Raw genomic sequence first — 20,160 nt, 5'->3', positions numbered from 1 at the left:
GCGCCCTCATTTCTCTGTCACCACATCTGTCACCACATCTGCTTGCACGGCTTGGACGAGCTCCTCGAACGACAGGTCCTCCAGACCGGTACCGGAGTCAGCCGGTGCGGCCGGTGCGGCCGGTGCGGCCGGTGCCGTGAGTGGTGCCGCTGTCGTCTGTTCCGCCGAGTCGGCAGACGGTCCGGAGGGTCCGAAGGGCTCGGAGGGCTCGGAGGGCTCGGCCGCGAAGAGGAGATCGGTGACGTAGGACACCAGTTGGTCGACGGTGGGGTGGTCGAGCGCCACCGTGGCGGGCAGGTCCGTGCCGAGGGCGTGGGACAGCCGCGTCCGCAGGTCGATCACCATGATCGAGTCCAGCCCCGTCTCGGTGAACCCGAGGTCGTCGACGATGGCGGTCTCGTCCCCCAGCACCTCACCGGCCACGGTCCGCACGGCCTGGCGGAGCCGGTCCACGAGGTCGTCACGGTCGAGCCCGGTGAGCTGTTCCGTCAGCCGGCCACGAGCCGGCTCCGCTCCGGTGGGACGGACCTGGCGGGTGGCGAGTGACCGTACGAGGGCGGCCCTGGGATGGTCCGCGAGCTGTTGTGCGTACCTCTCACGGTCCAGGGCCACCGCCACGAGCCGGCCCCTGGGGCCGCCGGACAGGACCGCCCGGATCACCGCTTCGGCCTCCTCGTCGGTGAGTGACCGCAGACCTCGCCGTTCCATGGCCCGTTCGACGGCGGCGGAGGCGGCCATGCCACCCCTGGCCTCCGGCGCCCATGGGCCCCAGTTGACGCTGGTGGCGGGGACGCCCGCGGCGCGCAGCGTCATGGCCAGACCGTCCAGATATCCGTTGGCCGCCGCGTAGTTGACCTGTCCGGCGTTGCCGAGGACCGCCGACGCGGACGAGAAGAGCACGAAGGCGTCCAGTTCCTGGCCGGCCAGGGCATCGGCGAGGTGCGCCGCCCCGTGCGCCTTGGCGGCGAAGACGGCGTCGAAGGAGTCGGTGTCCAGCCGGTCGAACGCCTGGTCGTCGGTGACGCCCGCGAGGTGCAGCACCGTACGCAGCGGCGCCTCCTGTCCGGCTCGGGCCACGGCCGCACGGCAGGCCGCCGGATCGGTGACGTCTCCTCGCACGACGCCCATCCGGACGCCACGTGCGGCCAGTTCGTCGATGACGGCCCGGGCCGTGGCATCCGGCGCCGAGCGGGCCATGAGCGTGATCGCCGTGAAACCGCGACGGGCCAGGAACCGGGCGGTGCTCAGGCCGAGCGCGCCGAGCCCCCCGGTGATCAGGGCCGCGCCACCGCTCGCGGAGGCGTCCGGCTCCGGCCCCGGGCCGGCGTCGTACGGGACGAGCCGGGCGACCCGCACCTCGTCCGGGCCGATCACGAGCCGCGGCTCGGGCACACCCTCGTCGAGCGACCGGATCAGCGCCTCGGTCAGGACCGAGGGGTTCCAGTCGGCGGCGAGCCCGACCCGGAGCAGCCGCCGGTCGGTCTGCTCGGCCTCCAGTGAGGCGAGCAGGCCCCATACCGCCTCGCGGACCGGAGCGCCGACGCCGCCGCCCTCCGCGCGGTCGCCGCCCATGTCGCCCATGTCGCCCAGCACGGCGTACGGAATGGTCCGGTCCACCGCGTGCAGGGTGCCGGTCAGCTCCCGTGCCGCGGCGAGAGCGTCCGCCGGTCCCACGCCACCCTCCCGGCCCGGTACGAACCGGGCGTCCACCACGAGGTCGGCTCTCAGCGTGCCGGCCCCGCCGTCCGGTACGGGGTCCACCTCGTGGCCGTGCGCCGCGCAGGCCTCGCGCACCGCGCGGCCGAGCTCGGTGCCGGCGCCCAGCAGGGCGATCCGCCGGCTCCTCACCGGACCGGTCACGGAGGCCGTGGCCGGCTTCCGCACCGTCCAGGTGAGGTCGTACGTGTGGCGTACGCCCTCCCTCAGCGAACGCTGGAGCAGATCACGTGGAGCACGGCGGAACCGGAAGTCGTCCACCGCCAGCACCGTGGCACCACCGCTGTCGAACATACGCAGGTCCGCGGACCTCACCTGGAGCAGGCCGTCGTCCGGTCCGGTCTCGCGTACCGCGCGGACATGTCCCCACAACTCCCGGCCGGGGACCGGGCGGCGGGGGAAGGACAGCCGGGCGATGGAGAACGGAATGGCCAGCCCGTCCTCCTCCGTCACCCGCTCGCCGGTGACCGCGAACGCCACGGCGCTCTGCAGGCACGAGTCGAGCAGACCGGGGTGGATCTCGTAGCCGTCCGGGGACTCGTTCATCTCCGTGGGTTCGACGAAGCGGACAAGTGCCTCGTCGCCACGGATGTACGCGTCACCGATCCACCGGAAGGACGGTCCCAAGTGGTAGCCGAGCGCGCGCAGATGCCGGTAGAAGTCCGCTCCCGAGAGGTGTCTGTCCGCGCTCGCCATGAACGCCGCGGGGTCGGGTGGCGTCACCGGGTGCGGGTCGGTCTCCGGCCCGCTGCCCGCGTCGGCGATCCTCGCCACCAGATGCTCCTGCCAGCGCCCCGTCCGGCCGTCGAGCAGGCTGTGGACGCTGACGCCACGGGACTGCCGTCCCGGCGGCTCCGCCACGATCTGGAGCTCGTAACGCTCCCCGTCCCGCAGCACCAGGGCGCGCGGGAAGTGAAGATCCGCCAGCACAACGGGAACGCCGCCGCTGCCGAGAGCGGAAAGGACGGTGGCCGTCTGGGAGGCGCCGGGCACGGAGACCGTGCCGTAGAGCCGGTGGTCGGTGAGGTGGGCCGGGTACGCGGTACTGCGCTCGGTGGTCCAGACCCGGCCGCCCAGGGCGGGCGAGTGGAACTCGGTCCCCCAGGCGGGGCCCCGGGTCACGGGCCGGGTTCCCAGGGCGGCGGCACGCCCGCCCGCCCCGGTCCAGTACCGCGTCCGCGCGAAGGGATAGCGCGGCGCGCCGGCACGCGGCCGGGAGCGACGCGGGGTCACCTGTTCCCAGTCGATGGTCTGGCCGCCCAGATACAGCTGCCGCGCGGCGGCGAGCAGGGCGGCGCGGTCACCGGTCCCCCGCCGCAGTGAGGAGGCGAGCCCGGGGGGCTCCGCGAGTCCCGCGCCCTTGACGAGGTTGACCAGCGTACGGTCCGGGCCGATCTCCAGGCAGATGTCGACGCCCAGAAGGGCGAGTTGGCGCGCGCCGTCGAGGAAACGCACGGGCCGGCGTGCGTGCCGGCGCCAGTATCCGGCGTCGTACTCGCCGGGCGCGGCGAGGCGGCCCGTCACGTTCGAGACGATGGGCAGGTCCGGCTCGGTGAACTCCAGCGGGGCGAGAACCGCGTCGAACTCCGCCAGCGAGGGATCCAGCAGGCTGGAGTGGAAGGCGTGCGACACGCTGAGCCTACGGGCGCGCACCCCCCGCGTCTTCAGCCGGACGGCCAGGCTTTCGACCGCGTCGGGCGCGCCCGACACCACGACGGACTCCGGGCCGTTGACGGCCGCGATGTCCAGCCCGGTGTCCGCCGTCCAGCCCCTGACGTCCGCCTCGGTGGCGACGACGGCCAGCATCGCGCCGCGTTCGGTGCCCTGCATCAGCCGGGCACGGTGCGCGATCAGCCCGAGGCCGGTGGGCAGGTCCATCACCCCGGCGGCCATGGCGGCCGTTATCTCGCCGACGCTGTGCCCCATGACGACGGCGGGGCGGACACCCCAGGACGCCCAGAGGCTGACCAGGGCCATTTCCAGGGTGACAAGGGCGGGCTGGGTGACCCGGGTCTCGTTGAGGGCGGTCCGGTCGTCGCCGTGGTACACGAGGTCCGCGAGGGACGCGCCGAGCAGTGGTGTCAGCACCCGGTCGCAGGTGTCGAAGGTCTCCCGGAACACCGGTTCGTTCTCGTACAGTTCGCGGCCCATGCCGTGGTACTGGCTGCCCTGGCCGGTGAAGAGGAACGCGACACGCGGCGCGCGTGGGGCGGCCTCGGCCGGGGTGCCCAGCTGGTCGGAGAGCTGCTCCGGGGTCGCGCCGAGCAGAGCGCGGCGGTACGGGAAGTGGGCACGCCCGGCACCGGCGGTGGCGGCCAGCGAGTCCAACTCCTCCTCGGTGGCGTTCTCCAGTCTCCTGGCCCAGGCCGAGGTCAGACGCTCCAGCCCCGCGGGGTCGGGGGCGGAGAGCGGAATGAGGCGCGCAGGCGGTTTCGGCCGGCTCTCCGCGTCCGCCGCGGGCACGGCCGGGACGGTGACCCGATGGAGGGTCGGGGTCTCGGCCGGGGCGTCGGCGATCACCAGATGGGCGTTCGTGCCGGTGAAGCCGAATCCGGACACGCCGGCGACCCGGGGCCCGTCGCCGCGCCGCCAGGCGGTGGCGGTGTCCACGACGCGCACATTCATCCCGGACCAGTCCACATGCGGGTTGGGCTGCCCGAAGTGGAGGTTGGCGGGGATCAGGTCGTGCCGCAGCGCGAGCACGGTCTTGAAGAGCGCCGCCATGCCCGCCGCCGACTCGCAGTGGCCGATGTTGCTCTTCACCGATCCCACGCGCAGCGGCCGGTCCGGCTCCCTCCCCGCGCCGAGGACCCGCCAGGCGGCGCCGAGTTCGATCGGGTCGCCGAGCGCGGTGCCGGTGCCGTGCGCCTCCAGATAGGAGATGTCGGAGCCGGCGACACCGGCCTGGGTCAGAGCCGCCTCCAGCATGCTCTCCTGCGCCCGGCCGTTGGGGGCCGTCAGCCCGGACGAGGCACCGTCCTGGTTCACGGCGCTGCCGCGGATGACGGCGAGCACCCGGTCGCCGTCGCGCCGGGCGTCGCCGAGCCGTTTGAGGACGACGACACCGCAGCCCTCGGAGCGCACGAATCCGTTCGCGTCGGCCGAGAAGGTACGGCAGCGGCCGTCGGGCGACAGCATGTGCGCCTGGCTGACGGCGGCCCACGAGGCCGGGTCGAGCATGACGTTCACCCCACCGGCCAGCACCGTGTCGCTCTCGCCCGACCTCAGCGAGCCGACGGCCAGGTGCAGGGCCACCAGCGAGGAGGAGCACGCGGTGTCCACCGCGACGGCGGGCCCGTTCAGCCCGAGTGTGTAGGCGATGCGGCCGGCCGCCGCGTTGAGCGCGGTGCCCGTGCTGTAGTACGCGTCGACCCCTTCCAGGCCGTCCTGGGTCAACAGCCTCGCGTAATCGGCATAGCTGACGCCGACGAAGACGGCCGTGCGGGATCCGCGCAGGGACGACGGGTCGATACCGCCGTCCTCCATCGCGTGCCAGGCGGATTCGAGGAGCAGCCGCTGCTGGGGGTCGAGGTTCTCGGCCTCGCGCGCCGGGACGGCGAAGAAGCCCGCGTCGAAGCGGTCGATGTCGCTCAGGAAACCGCCCTGGTCGGTGGTGACCGTACCCGGGCGGACCGCGGCGGTGTCCCAGCGCCCGGCGGGCACCGCGGTGACACCGTCACGGCCGTCGCGGAGGAGTTCCCACAGTTCCTCGACGGAGTCGGCGCCGGGGAATCGGCCGGCCATGCCGACGATGGCGATGGGTTCGCCGGTGGTCTCGGCCGCGGTGGGGGCCGTCTCGGCCGCGGTGGGAGTCGTCCCGGCCACGGTGGGGGGCGGCTCGGCCACCGCCCGCGCGGCGCCGCCACTCGCCGCCGCCGCGGGCCGTCCCTCGGACGGCGCCGGGGCCCCGTCGCTCCTGGACAGCAGGAACGCGGCCAGTTCGGCGACCGTCGGGTGGTCGAAGACATCCGCGACCTGGACGGTCGTCCCGAACACCTCGGAGAGCCGCGCCGTCAGATCGACGGCCATGATCGAGTCGAGGCCGAGGTCGTAGAAGCCGACGTTCTCCCGCACGGCGGTGCTGTCGGCGTGGCTGAGCTGGGCCGCGAGCAGACGGGTCACCATGGCCCGCGCCGCGGCCGGACGCTCGCCCGGCGTCAGCCCGTCGAGGAAGGGGTGCGCACCCGCAGCCACCGCCGGTGCGGCGGGCGTGGTGTCGTGCGTACCGAACAGGCCGCGTGGCCGGAGCCCCGCCATCACCTGGCGGAGCCGGGGCAGATCCAGCGGACAGACCACCAGTCGGCCATCGGCGCCGGGTGCCTGCCCGGTCAGGGCCGCCCGGCCGGTATCGGCGTCGAGGGTGCCGACCCCCATGCGCGCGGAACGCTCGCGCAGGGCCGAGTCGGCCATGCCCTCGCCGCCGAGCGCCCAGGGACCGTAGGCGATGCTCACCGCGGGGAGCCCGAGCGATCTGCGATGCGCCGCGAGGGTGTCGAGGGCGCCGTTGGCGGCCGAGTAGGCGGCACAGCCCTCGGTGCCCCAGAGGGCGGAGACCGAGGACGTGAGGACGAAGAAGTCCAGCGGCCAGGCGCAGCCGGCCAGATGAAGCCACCAGGCGCCGGCGGCCTTGCCGCTCAGGGCGGCCGCGAATTCTTCGGCGCCCGTCTCCCTGACAGGACTCCGCCGCAGGGTCCCCGCGGCGTGGAGCACACCTCTCACGGGCGGCATGTCGGCCAGTACCCCGCAGGCCCGTTCCAGCGCCTCCGGTGTGTCGCAGCCGCCGCCCCGGTAGACGGTGCGGTCGGTGCTCCGGGCGAGGTTCCTGAGCAGTGCCGCCGCCTCCGCGCCCAGCTCACCTTCCGGACGGCGGCCGATGAGCAGCAGGTTGCGTGCGCCCCGGCGCACGAGGTCCGCGACGAGTTCCCTGCCGACGGCGCCGAGCCCGCCGGTGACGACGTAGGTCGCGTCCTCACGCACGGTCAGCTCGGCGGTGTGCCCGGCGGCCTCGGTCAGCCGGGCCACCATGACCCGGCCGTCGCGGATCGCCGCCAGGTCCTCGACACCGGGCGCCGCCGACGTGAACTGGTCGGCCACGAAGTCGAGGAGGGCGCCGGTGTCGTCATCCCCGGGGGCGAGGGGCAGGTCGATGATCCCGCCCCAGGCGGTGCCCAGTTCCAGTCCGAGCACCGGGGCGAGCCCGTGGAGGAGTCCGTGTCCCGTGCACACCGTGCGGTCGCCGTCCGAGGTGCGGACCGCGGCCCGGGTGAGGACGAACGCGCGGCCGCGGTACGCCTCGCCGCCCGCGGCGGCGCAGACGGCGGCCGTCACGGCGGCGCAGAGGGCCGCCCCGTCGGCCAGAGGGTCCACCGAGGGGTCCGCGGTGCCGGATCCGGCGGCGCCGGGCTCGTCGGTGTCCGGACCGGCGGGCAGCCTGTCGCCCTTCATGACCAGCAGCAGGGCCCCCGGTTCCGGGTCCTCGCGGTCCGCCCAGAACCGCTCCCAGGCCCGGGCGTCGGTGGGGAGTTCCGCGGTGGCCCAGCCGTCGGCCCACCCGGGAGGCACGGGAGTGAGCAGGGTCCCCCGCACCCCCCGGGCGGTCGCTTCGCGGACGAGCGTTTCCAGGAGTTCCTGGTCGTCGCCCGCGAGGATCAGGGAATCGGGGGGCGCGGCACGGGTCGGTTCGGCCGGCTGCCACACCGTACGGTGCGCGGTCGGCAAGGGAGGGCGCGCCACGTCGGCCGGGGCCGCCGCGCCGTCCGGAGCCGCGGGCGTCACCGGCCCGGTGGGCAGGGTCTCGGGCGCGTGGCGCGTGCGCTGCCAGGGATAGGCGGGCAGATCGATGACGTCGCGGGGCAGCGCGTCCCCGAGTTGGCCGCCCTCCGGGGCCACCCCCTCGGCGAGGGTCACGTCGGCGCGCGGCTCACCGGCCGCCAGCGCCCGCAGGGCACCGGCCGCCGATTCGACGTCCGCGCAGGTGAGGCGGGCGCGGAACTCATGCCGGGTCCGTCCTGCCCCCGCCGAGTGGGCGAAGGCCGCGTAGGACTCCGGGCCGAGCGCCGACACGCGCTCCGCGTACCGGCCGGCGAGGGCGCGCAGGGCCTCTGGCGTCTTCGCGGAGATCTCGAACCCCTCGACCCGGGGGCCATCGGTCCGGGGGCCATCGTCGCGGCGGGTCTCCTCGGGAGGCCCGACGATGACATGCGCGTTGGTGCCGCTCATGCCGAAGGAGCTGACACCGGCGTAACGGCCGCTGCCGGGGGCCCAGTCGGTGAGCTCCCCCGGCACGGTCATTCCGGTACCGGAGAGATCGACCCTGGGGTTGAGCGTTCGGAAGTGCACGACCGGCGGGGCCTTGCGGTGACGCAGGCACAGCATGGCCTTGACCAGTCCGGCGACACCGGCGGCGGCCTCCAGATGACCGAAGTTGCTCTTGGCCGCTCCGACGGCGAGGGGGGCGCCGCCGTTCGCCCGGCCGAGCGCCGTCGCCAGCGCCTCCATCTCGATGGGATCGCCCAGCGCGGTCCCGGTGCCATGGGCCTCGATGTAGCCGATGTCCGAGGGCGCCAGGCCGGATTCGGCGAGTGCCTTCTCGATGAGGGACACCTGGGAAAGCACGTTGGGGGCGGTGAAGCCGCCCGAGCGGCCGTCCTGGTTGACGGCGGTGCCGTGGATCACGGCGTGCACGCGGTCCCCGTCGCGCAGGGCGTGGTCCAGACGCTTCAGGACCACGACACCGCACCCCTCGCCGCGGACGAATCCATTGGCGCGGGCGTCGAACGCCTTGCAGAGGCCGTCGGGGGCCAGCGACCGGGTCTCCTGTACCAGCCTCATGGACCGGGGGGACAGGATGAGGTTGGTGCCCGCGGCGAACGCCACGTCACAGTCGCCCCGCCGCAGCGCCTGCGCGGCCAGATGCACGGCGACCAGCGAGGACGAACAGGCGGTGTCGACGGCCATCGTCGGCCCGTTGAGGCCGAGCGCGTGGGCGATGCGGCCGGCCGCGAAGTTGTGCCCGTTGCCGGTCGTCCAGTAGGCATCCGGCTCGCCCACGAGCCAGTCCCGGTAGTCCTGCCACATGATGCCGAGGTACATACCGGTCTGGGTGCCGGAGAGCCGGTCGGCGGGCAGGCCCGCGTTCTCCATCGCTTCCCAGGCGACCTCCAGCAGGAGCCGCTGCTGGGGGTCGAGATGGCGCGCCTCGCGCGGGCTGATGCCGAAGAACGCGGCGTCGAAGCCGAGCACGTCGTCCAGGAAGCCGCCGCGCTGCGGAAGTCTCTCCCACTCGGCGGTGAACGGTTCCTTCCGGTTCTCCGGAAGAGGGCGGACCATGTCGCGCCCGGCCGCCAGCGCCTCCCAGTAACCGTCGAGGTCGTCGATGCCGCCGGGCAGCCGGAGGCCGACGCCTACCACGGCGACGGGCCGGCTGCCCTCCTGCTCCTCGATGCGCTGCCGCAGCGTGCGGATCGTGGCGAGTGCGCGGGTGAGCGGGGTCTGCCGGCTCGCGTCGGTTGTAGCGGTCTCTTCGGTCTCTTCCATGGAATGGCATTCCTCGCGGTCGTACGACGGAAGGTCGTGGCAAAGGCTGGGGCCGGACGCGGGGCCGGGGTCAGCTGGTCTCCGAGGGGTCGGGAAGCCGCTCGCACAGCGCGTCGGCGAGCGCCTTCGAGGTCCCGTAGGACCACAGAAGGGTGGGCGACAGCTTGAGCCCGAACGAGGCCTCCAGGCGGTTGCGCAGTTCCAGGCCCATGAGGGAGTCCAGGCCGAGTTGCTTGAAGGGGATGTCCCCACGGACCTGTTCGGCGTCGAGCCGCAGGACCCGCCCGGCGAGCCCCCGGACCTCTTCCTCGGCCGCGGCCGGACGGGCTTCTGGCGGGAGGGCCAACAGCCGCTCCAGGAAGTCGCCGCCCGTGCCCGCGGCCCCGCGGCCGTCGCGCGCGGCGACGAGCAGCCGTTCCCAGCTGCCGAGCGCGGCGGTGTCCGGATAGGCGTCGAACCACTGGCGGAGATGGATCGGTACGTACCCGGTCACCGGCTCGTCCCGCTCCAGCATCCGTACGAGCGCGGACCATGCCTCGTCGGGGCCGAAGCCGCCCATGCCGCGCTCTTCCAGGCGCGCGCCCCGCTGGTCGTCGCTCGCCGCGAGGCCGATCTCGGTGAACGGGCCCCATTGCACGCTGAGTGCGGGCAGCCCCCGGCGGCGCCGTGCCTCGGCGAACGCGTCGAGGTAGGCGTTCGCGGCCGCGTAGGCGGCCTGCCCGGCGTTGCCGACCAGGGCCGCCGCGGAGGAGAACAGGACGAAGAAGTCCAGGGGATCGTCCGCCGTGGCCGCGTCGAGGTTGCGGGCGCCCGCGGCCTTCGGCGCCAGGACCCGCTCCACCTGTTCCGCCGTCAGGTTGCGTACGGTGGCGTCCGCCAGCAGACCCGCGGCGTGCACCACCCCGCGCAGCGGCGGCAGTTCGTCCCGTACCCCCGCGACGACGGCGCGCAGGGCGGCCGCGTCGGCGACGTCGCACCGCTCGGCGCGGACCGTGATGCCCGTGGCGCGCAGGGCCTCGATCCGGGCGGCGGCGGCCGGGGCGGGGGCGGAGCGCCCCAGCAGGACGAGTGTTCCCGCGCCGTGTGCCGCGAGGAATTCGGCCAGGCTCAGGCCCAGCGCGCCGAGGCCGCCCGTCACCAGGTAGCTGCCGTCGGCGCGGAACCGGCCGCCGGGCATCGGCAGCGGTGTCACGGCCTCGACTCCGGAGGGGTCGACCAGGACGGTGCGGCGGCCGTGCGGTGCGCCGTTCACGGTCTCGCGGAGGGCTTCGGTCACCTCGGCCATGGCGCGGGTGTGGACGGGAAGCGACTCCAGCTTGCCGTTGACGACCAGTTCCCAGGCCGCCGCCAGGGCGGAGGCGAAACGGCGCCCCGGCTGTTCCAGCAGTCCCGGCAGTGCGACCGTGGCGAGACTGACGCCCCGGCTGAACGCCTCGGCGCCGAGGGCTCGGCTGCCGTTCCCCCCGAACGCGATGTACCGGCCGCCGGTGGCGAGCGCGTCCAGTCTTCCGTCGCCCGGCTGTCCGGTGGGCGAGGCCAGTACGAGGTCGACGCCGCGGCCGCCGGTGGCGGCGCGTACCGCTTCGGCCCAGTCGGGGTCCGTCGGGTCGACGACGGCATCGGAGCCGGGGTCGGCGTCGCCGCCGGTGGCCGTCGTGATGATCCGGGCGCCCAGCACCCGGGAGATCTGCTCGACGGCGGCTCGGGCCGCGACCCCGGCGGGCAGATCGATCAGCACCGTTTCCCCGGCCTCCAGCCGCCCCAGGTCCGACAGCGCGTGCCAGGCGGCGGCCAGCGGAAGCGGCAGCGCCGCCGCCTCCGCGTCGCCGAGCGCGTCAGGGACGAGCGCGGCGTGGTCGGCCCGGACGGTGACATGGCTGGCGAGGACACCGACGGCGCAGGCCACCACCCGGTCTCCGGGCGCCACGGCCGTGATGTCGGGGCCGACCGCCGTGACCCGGCCGGCGCATCCGGAGCCCAGCGGCAGCGGGCCGCCGCCGCCCTGCCGCGCGCCGAACACGCGGAACGCGTCCCCGTGGTCCAGGGCGACCGCGGCGATCTCGATCTCGATTTCACCGGCGCCGGGCGAGCGCCGGGCGAGCGGCAGGAACTCGACCGGTTCCGGAGCGCCCGGCCGGCGCGTACCGGCCCGGAACGGCTGCCGCGCCGAGCGCCGGGCCGGGAGCGCGGCGGCGGCTCGGCCGGTCGGGACGCCACGGGTGAGCCGGGCCGCGAGGCGGCGGCCGGCTCGCAGGGCCACCTGGTCCTCGGCGTCGTCGCCGAGGAGTTCGGCCGCCCACGCGGCCGCCCACTCGGCCGGGCCGTCGGTGTCCGCGGGGTCGACGTCGACGAGCCGGGCGCGCAACTCCGGGTGCTCGCGCCGCAGGACGCGGGTGAATCCCCAGTAGAGCGCGCCGCCCGGATCGGGGGTGTCGCCGGGCTCCGCCGCCTGCGCCCCCGCGGTGACCACGGCCAGCCGCGGCGGTACGGGCAGCTCCGAGCAGGCACGGGCGAGTCCCGCGAGCCGGCTGAGCCCTTGCCGTTGGGCTTCGTACCCGGCGGTGGCGTCCGGCGCGACGAAGACCACGTTCTCGGGGAGCGGCGACGCGTCGGGCACCCCGTCCGTGACGGTACGTGTCACTCCGGCGCCGGCGGCGGTCAGCCCGTCGGCCAGCCGCCGGGCCATGCCGGTGTCGTCGGCCGCCCCGCAGACGAGCCAGTGGCCGTCCTGTGCCGTCTCGTCACGGGGAGCGCTCTGTTCGGTCCATTCGACCCGGTGCAGCCGCTCGGCGTCGACGTCCGCGGCGGAATCCGCGCCGGGCAGCGGTGACAGTTCCAGTCCCGCCATAACCAGCAGTGGCCGGTGACCGGCGTCGAAGATCTCGATGTCGAAGACGCCTTCCGCCCGCCGGACGGCGTGCGACCACACCTGGGTGACGGGCTCCGCCGGTTCGTCGAGCAGCTCGACGCGGTCAACGGCCGTCGGCACCAGGGCCGTTCCCGGGGCGTAGGCGTCGCACAGCGCGAGGGACGCTTGGAGCGCCCCGTCCCACAGGGCGGGGTGCGGCGCGCGCCCGCGGTTTCCGGCGCGCAGCCGGTCGCCCAGCACCACCTCGGCCAGGGCGTGTTCACCGGCCGGGTCGGCGTAGAGGGTACGGATCGCGCGGAAGGCGGGGCCGTATTCGAGGCCGCGCGCCGCCCAGCCGCGGTAGAAGCCGTCGGTGTCCACCGGGTCGAGACCGGTGTGCCAGTCGGGGAAGGTGACGGAGCGGGGCGAATCCCCGTGGCCGACACGGGCGGTGGCGTTCTCCTCCCAGCCGGCGCCGCCCTCGGACAGTGACAGCAGCCGGAAGGCGCCACCGGCGGTCGCGCCGCTCCACTCGGCGATGAGCCTCGTCATGTCCTCGGTCACCGCCACCTCCTTGACGAAGCGGACCTTCTCCAGGCGACGGGCGGCGGGGCCGGGGAGGGAGCGGGCGGTGTTGACGGCGATGGCGAGCATTGCGGCGCCGGGCAGCACGGGGGTGCCGTGCACCTGGTGGTCCGCCAGCCAGGGCGGACCGCCGAGCGACAACTCCAGGGCGCCGTGCCGGACATCCGCCTCGCCGGGCGCGGGGAGCAGCGGTGTGTCGAAACCGCGGGCCGCCCCGGTGCCCCGGGGGCGTGCGGCGGTCCAGTAGCGGTCCTGCCGCAGGGGGTACCCGGGCACGGTGGTGCCGGAGCTCCTGGGCAGTTCGCCGAAGGGCTCCAGTCCCGCGACGTAGCCGCGGGCGAGGGCCCCCGTGACGTCCGCGGTGCTGCCTTGGTGGCGGCGCATGGTGGTCAGTACGGCGGCCTGGCGCGGCTGTCCGGCCACAAGCTGCTCGATGGCGGGTGCGAGGACGGGGTGCGGGCTGATCTCCACGACATGGGTGATGCCGTCGTCGAGCAGCGCGCTCATCGCGTCGGCGAACCGCACGGGGCTTCTGAGGTTCTCCACCCAGTAGGCGCCGTCCATCTCGGGGCCGGCCAGCCGGCTCCGTCGTACGGTCGACATCAGGTCGATCTCGGCGTCGCGGGGCCGGACGGGGTCCAGGGCGGCCAGCAGATCGTCGCGCAGTGGATCCATCTGGGGGCTGTGCGAGGCGTAGTCGACATTGACCAGCCGGCAGTAGGTGCCCTCGGCGTCGAGCAGTTCCTTGAGGGTCAGTACGGCCTCCTTCTCGCCGGACAGCACACAGGAGCTGGGACCGTTGTGCACCGCGAGGGAGACGCTGTCCTCGAACCCCTGGAGCGCGGCCAGGGCGGCTTCCCTGTCCAGGTCCACGGCGAGCATCCGCCCCTGTCCTGAGGCGCGTCGGGCGATGGCGCTGCGCCGGGCCATGACCAGGGCGGCGTCCTCGTAGGAGAGGACGCCGGCGAGGGTGGCCGCGGTGATCTCGCCCTGGCTGTGGCCGAGTACGACGTCCGGCTCGACGCCGGAGGCGCGCCAGAGCTCGGCGAGCCCGAGCGACATGGCCCAGAGGGTGGGCTGAAGCATGTCGATACGGCTCATCCATTCCTCGTCGGCCTTGCCGGCGAAGATGTCCAGCAGGTCCCAGTCGGTGTACGGGCGCAGTGCGCCGGCGCATCGCGTGACGACCTCGGCGAACAGCGGGCTGTCCCGGAAGAGTTCGACCCCCATGCCGCTCCACTGGGAGCCCTGGCCGGGGAAGACGAACGCGGTGCCGCCATGGGGCACGGCGCTGCCGACCGTCAGTCCGGGCGACACGGGCTCGGCGTCCGGGGCGGCGGCGAGGCCGAGCAGATCGGTGCGCAGCCGGGCGGATTCCCCGGGTGCGACCAGGGCCGCGCGGACCGGGAAGTGGTCGCGGCGCCAGGCGAGTGCGCCTGCCTGGGTGACGATGTCCTCGGCGGTGTCCGGGACCAGGGGCGCCAGTTCGGCGGCGCGCAGGCCGAGGGCCGGGGCGTCCTTGGCGGACAGCGGGACGACGGCGGGCAGTCCGGTCGCCGCGACGGGCCGCGCGACGGGCGGCGGCGCGTCGTGCGAGGGTGTCCCGGGCGGGCTCATGACGACCACATGGGCGTTGGTGCCGCCCCAGCCGAAGGAGTTGACCCCGAGGTAGAGGGGGCCGCTGTCGGGCAGCGGTGTGGGCTCGCGGACCACCCGCAGATTGATGTCCTCGAACGGGATGGCGGGGTTGAGCTCTTCGGAGTGCAGGCTCGGGGGCACGACACGGTGCTTCAGCGCGAGGAGGATCTTGATCAGGCCGGCCAGGCCCGCGCTGGCCTCCAGATGCCCGATATTGGTCTTCACGGAGCCGATGAGCAGCGGGTCATCGGCTCGGTCCCGGCCGAGGACGTGCCCGATCGCGGTGGCCTCGATCGGGTCGCCGCGCCCGGTGCCGGTACCGTGCGCCTCGATATACGCGGGGGCGCCCTGCGGTACGACTCCCCCGCCGTAGGCGCGGCGCAGCAGATCCTCCTGGCCCTGGGGGCTGGGAGTCACCAGGCTGTCACCGCCGCCGTCGTTGTTCACGACCGTGTTGACGACGACGCCGTGGACGCGGTCGCCGTCGGCCAGGGCGCGTTCCAGTGTCTTCACATAGAGGGCGGCGACTCCTTCACCGCGCACGAACCCGTTGGCCGACGCGGCGAACGCCTTGCACCGTCCGTCCGGTGAGAGACCGCCGAAGTGCGTGAGCCCGACCGTCACATGCGGGTCGAGCATGAGGTTGGTGCCGCCGACGATCGCCGCGTCGATCTCGCCCTGGCGCAGGGCCTGGGAGGCGAGGTGCAGCGCCACGAGCGAGGAGGAGCAGCCGGTTTCCACGGTCATGCCGGGCCCGCGGACCTTGAGGAAGTACGAGAGACGCGCGGCGATCACATCGAGGGCGTTGCCGACGAGGCTGTGCGGGGTGGGCCCGGCCTCGCGCGCCTTGCGCAGCAGCTCGTAGTCGTGCCAGGAGGCGCCCACGTACACGCCGGTGCGCGTGCCGGCGAGGGCGTCGGCGCGCTGGCCGGCGTCCTCCAGGGCCCGCCATCCCACTTCCAGCATCAGACGCTGCTGCGGATCGATGGCCTCGGCCTCACGGGGCGAGATGCCGAAGAATCCGGCGTCGAATCGGTCGACCCCGTCCAGGAAGCCGCCGACCGCCTGGATCTCCTTCTCGGGGTCGAGCTGCGCCGTGCTGTCCCAGCGGTCGGCCGGAATCGGGCCTATCCCGTCCTCGCCCGCCATCATCAGATTCCACAGGCTCTCGACATCCGGCGCGCCCGGAAACCGGCCCGCCATACCAACAATGGCGATCAGGTTCGCCGGGTCGCCTTCTGCGTTCGCGTCCATTCGTCGCCCTCTTGTCTCGCAACCAAATATCGGAGCAATCCAGTTGAACTTATATCAACGCGGAAGTGGGGAACACCCCTGACATTTCAGGGGTGTTCCCCACGGACGCCCCCTAGAGGTGATCTGGGGTCACTTGATGTCCCGCAGGCGTGTCCTGACCAGCCCCTTACTCGCATTGATCATGCGCGGGCCGATCTCCGGCGGCGCCTCTCTGCGGGACCACACCGCGTTCATCGCCATTTTGCCCGGAGTCATGGCGAAGCAGCGGGTGCTTTCGTTGCCGAGCCGGAACGAGGGCGAGATGAAGTCGGCCTGCTCGATATGCCGGAGAATTTTCTTCGCCGCGTCCCCCGGCGCAACTGTGCCCGCCTCCACGGATTCACAGAGGTCGCGGGCGAGAATTCCCATCTCATTGAATCCAGGGCTCACCGGCAAAGGTGAGCCGGGGTGCTTGCTCTGTTCGAGGTCAAGGAAGACCTGGGTGTCGCCGGTGGTGTCGAACCGGTAGTACGCGTCCTCCAGCATGACGTTGCCGAGCATGGTGCCGAGCATCCAGGTCCGGTTGACGGCGTTCCACAGTTCGTAGTCCCTGAAGCCCACGAAGGAGCTGTAGACGAGGTTGTCGTGGAAGTCGAAGAGTCCCTGCTGAAGGTTCTCCAGGTACGAGAACCGCTCCAGCGACCAGTCGCCGTCGCGTGAGGCGGCGATCAGCCGCCAGCCGAGCGCGTTGACCAGTTCCATCGTGTTGGTCAGACCACGCGAGTAGAGGGCGTCGATGAAGCCGGCCGCGTGCGAGGTGAGGCAGAACCGCTCCCCCACGACCTGCTTGGCCGAGTACTGGAGCCGGCCGGTGGACACCCAGGGCCGTACGGCCTTGGCGCCCTCGAACTGCCAGGCGATCTCCGGGAACCGCTTGAGGAAGTCGTCGAACTCCTGCTCCGCCGTGGCCTCGCCCTTGGGGAAGACCCGCGGGTCGAGCGTCAGACCGACGCTGCACAGGGGGTTGAGCGAGTCCTCGTGGTTGTCGAACGGGATGACCCACAGCCAGCCGCCGTCGAAGACATGGTGCAGTGTGCCGTTGTGCCACGGGTTCGGCTGCTTGTGCCGCCTTCCGTTGGGGGAACGGTCGTACGGGCGCACGCCCATCATGTGCGTGAACAGGCTGCGCGAATGAGTGCGCGCCCGGGTCGGCGTCTCGCGCAGGCCGAACTTCTCCGCCAGCGGCGAGCGGAAGCCGCTGCCGTCGACGACATAACTCGCGCGGAACTCCTTGCCGGCCTCGGTACGCAGCACCGCGCCGGAGTCAGGGTCGATCTCGATGTCCGCGATACGGGTGGCCAGTTGGGGAACGGCGCCGTACTTCACCGCGAGGTGGAAGAGGTAGGCGTCGATGTCCTGCCGGAACAGATGTGTCTCGGTCCTGATCGCGGAGGGAACAACCAGCTGGTTGACCTCCGTGGGGTTCTGCGGACGGCCCTCGCGGTGGTACACGAAGCCGAAGTTCTGCTTCTGCCCGCAGTTGCGGGAGACTTCCTTGCGGATCCCCTTGAAGCTGGACAGTGCCTTCAGTTCGGGAACCTGGTACCGGTCGGCGATCAGCCGGGTCATGCCCGAGGTGTACGGAATCGTGGATTCGCCGACGGCGAAGCGCGGGTGGGTGCCCGCGTCGAGCAGCAGAACCTTGACGCCGTTGCGGGCGAGTACCGCGCCCAGCATGCCGCCGGCCATTCCGCTGCCGAGGATCGCCACGTCGTACTGATCGCTCGGCTTGTGCTTCGAGTCCTTGCGCGGCAAGTCGCTCACCTGTCTCTCTCCGATATGCAGTGGTGCCTGCTCATCTCGCTGCCGCTTCCGGGAAGTGCTTCCTCGGCAGTTCCTTACGGGTCCGGACACCGAGCTTCCGGAAGGCCTTCGTGAGGTGCTGTTCGACCGTGCTCACCGTGATGGTCAGCGCGTCGGCGATCTCCTTGTTGGTCCTGCCGTGCGCGGCGAGGGCGACAACCGGGCGTTCCGCCCCGCTCAGCCGGCCCACCGCCGACTCATCCAGCGTGGACGCGAGGCTCCACGCCCCGGCGTGGGACGACGTACCGGCCCCGCACTCCCGCCACAGGCGCTTGGACTCCTCCTGCGCGCCGCGGGCCAGGGAGCCCTGGCCCGCGAGGGCGTACGCCCGGCCCAGCTCGCCCAGCGCACCCGACAGCTGGAACCGGTCACCGCAGGAGCGGAGGTTCGCCACCGCCTCCTCCAGCAGCCCGGTCCGCTCCCCCTGGTCGCGGGTGGCGGCGCACACTCGCAGCGAGATGCCGCGCGCGCGGGAGGGGCCCTCGCCCGCGAGCGCGGCCTGCTCGTCCGCGAGTCGGCGGGCCGTCCGCACATCCGAGAGGGCGAGATGCGCGCGCGCCGCGCTGCTGCGCCACGGCACCAGGGTCGGCTGGTCGAATCCCCAGCTCGTCATGGATTCCCCGCACCGGACGAAGTCGTCGAGCGCCGCGTAAGGACGTCCGGTCTCCAGGTGGAAGCAGCCCCTCGCGTGCAGGTAGTAGAGCCCGAACCGGCTGGAGAACATCCCGTCAGGCACCGGCTGCGCCACGTACTCGGCGGCGGCCTCGAAGTCACGCGTGTCGGTCGCCGCCTGGATCAGATTGGCCAACGGGCCGCCGATGCAGACCCCCCAGCTGTCGGCGGGCACTTGCGCGAGCGCGGCCTCGGCCAGTGACCGGGCGTGTGTCAGCTCGCCCAGCCGCAGCGCGATACCGGCCCTGAGCGACGCGAACTCCGCCGTCCACAAGGGGACCTTGCGGGCACGTGCCTCCTCCAGCCAGTGGTCGCACCACCGGGCGGCCGTGTCCGGCCGGTCGGCGAACGACAGCGCCGCGACGGCGCACATCAGCCACTCCTGGGTATGTCTGCCGAGCCGCATGGCGCGCAGGGCCGATTCCGCCTCCGCCACGGCGCTCTCGGTGGGGCCGTGCGCGAGCACCCGTGACAACGCCAGGGCGCTCAGTGAGCGTGGGTCGTCGTGCACCGGCTCTCCGCGGGCGGGGGCCAGCACCACCGGGTAGGTGACGGACAGCAGCTCCCAGGTGGCCCGCACCTCGGCCGTGTACTCCGGGTCGGCCCGCTCGTCCCGGTCGTCGATCTGGGCGACGGCACGCACCGCCTCGTCGAAACGGCCGTGCCACAACAGGTACTTGGCCAGCATCAGCGTGTGCCGGGTGGACAGCCGGCCGTCGCTCAGGGCGATCGCCAGCTCGCCGAGGTGGGGTGTGCTGATCGACGGGTTGAGCATCCATGAGGTGGAGGCCAGCAGGGCGCGAAGCCCGACCCGTTCTCCGTCGTCGGCCCCGAACCGCAGCGCCGCCTCCAGACAGGAGTGGGCCTCCGCCACCCGGTTGCCGTTCAGGTGCCGCTCCGCGGCCTCCCGTAACAGCGGCACCGCCCATGGCAACGATCCGCCCTCACCGTCGCAGTTGCGCAGATGGCGAGCGGTCCGGGTGGCGGCGACACCTTCCTCGTAACACATCAGGGCCGCTTCGCGGTGCAGGGTGCTCCGCTCCGCCGCGCTCAGTCCCTCCAGTACGGCCTGCGCGGCGACGGGGTGACGCAGCCGGATCCCGTCCAGCAGACCGGCGGCCTCCAGCGCGTGGGTGCCGCGGACGACCGCCGCGGGCTCCAGGCCGGTGAGCCGTGCGAGATGTCCTGGCGCGTGGATGTCGCCGTCGAGCACGGCCAGCGCCCGGGTGAGCCGCAGCAGCGCCGGGCGCCCTCGGTGCAGACAGCTCAGGAGGGTGTCGCCGTAGGTGTCCCCCACCACCGGCATGGCCGGGTCGGAGGCACGGCGGGAGTCCTCGCACAGGGCCCGCACCAGCAGCGGGTTACCGCCGCTGACCCGATGGCACCGTTCGGCGAAGGCCGGGTCCGGGGCGGCGCCCCGGTGAGCGGCGAGCAGGGCCGTGACCCCGGCCCGCGACAGCGTACCCAGCGTCAGACCACGGTAGTTGGGCTGCCGGAGCAACTCCGCGTGCAACTGCGGATCGGCGGGGCGCGACAGGGGGCACTCGGTGAGCGCCAGGACCACCCGTGCCTGCCGCAGTCGGCGGATCAGATGGAGCAGCCAGTGCAGCGACAGCGGGTCGGTGAACTGGACGTCGTCCACACACAGCAGTACGGGGGTGTCCGCCGCGGCCCGGACGACCTCCGCGCACAACTGGTGCAGGACGTCCGTGTCGGCCGCGTCGAGTGTCCAGGGGCGCTCGCCCGTCCCGTCACCGACGGCCGGGCACGTTTCGCGGAGGCTGTCGAGGAGCGCGACGGCGCCCGGCGGAGCGCCGGCCGACCGCAGCAGCTGCCTCAGCACACTGCCCGGCGACCGGCGCTCCGGCCAGGTGCCGATGGCGTCCAGAACCAGAAAGCCCTGGTTCGACGCCTCGCCCTTCAGGGCGGTGAGCAGCTCCGTCTTGCCGCAGCCCATGGCACCGCCGATCACCGCGGCGCCGCCGCCATCACCGCGGACGCAGGTGCGGAGCAGTTCGGAGAGCTCGGACAGTTCGCGGTCCAGTCCGACCAACCGCATGATCTTTCCT

The 20,160-nt window shown here is 73.2% G+C and carries 4 protein-coding genes; all 4 read right to left on the bottom strand.

The window, feature by feature from the left end; all coding sequences use genetic code 11:
* Positions 1–6 precede the first annotated feature (6 nt).
* The 4 genes from ABTZ59_RS22540 to ABTZ59_RS22525 all read right to left on the bottom strand — a co-directional run bounded on the left by ABTZ59_RS22540 (position 7) and on the right by ABTZ59_RS22525 (position 20,150).
* Complete coding sequence (locus ABTZ59_RS22540; protein WP_351410913.1) at positions 7–9,252, bottom strand: SDR family NAD(P)-dependent oxidoreductase; 9,246 nt, start codon at positions 9,250–9,252, stop codon at positions 7–9.
* A 70-nt stretch (positions 9,253–9,322) separates the two neighbouring features.
* Positions 9,323–15,577 (bottom strand): SDR family NAD(P)-dependent oxidoreductase, encoded by a 6,255-nt coding sequence (locus tag ABTZ59_RS22535; protein WP_351410899.1) that lies wholly within the window; start codon positions 15,575–15,577, stop codon positions 9,323–9,325.
* 129 nt (positions 15,578–15,706) lie between these two features.
* The gene (locus tag ABTZ59_RS22530; protein WP_351410885.1) at positions 15,707–17,380 is read right to left on the bottom strand and encodes an NAD(P)/FAD-dependent oxidoreductase; all 1,674 of its coding nucleotides are present in this window, start codon (positions 17,378–17,380) and stop codon (positions 15,707–15,709) included.
* A 31-nt stretch (positions 17,381–17,411) separates the two neighbouring features.
* The gene (locus ABTZ59_RS22525) at positions 17,412–20,150 is read right to left on the bottom strand and encodes a helix-turn-helix transcriptional regulator (RefSeq protein WP_351410875.1); all 2,739 of its coding nucleotides are present in this window, start codon (positions 20,148–20,150) and stop codon (positions 17,412–17,414) included.
* Positions 20,151–20,160 lie beyond the last annotated feature (10 nt).

The sequence above is a fragment of the Streptomyces sp. NPDC094034 genome (assembly GCF_040303865.1).
In the GTDB taxonomy this organism is placed as follows: domain Bacteria; phylum Actinomycetota; class Actinomycetes; order Streptomycetales; family Streptomycetaceae; genus Streptomyces.
The sequence above is the reverse complement of the archived record's forward strand: the minus strand, read 5'-3'. Positions and strand labels throughout refer to the sequence as shown.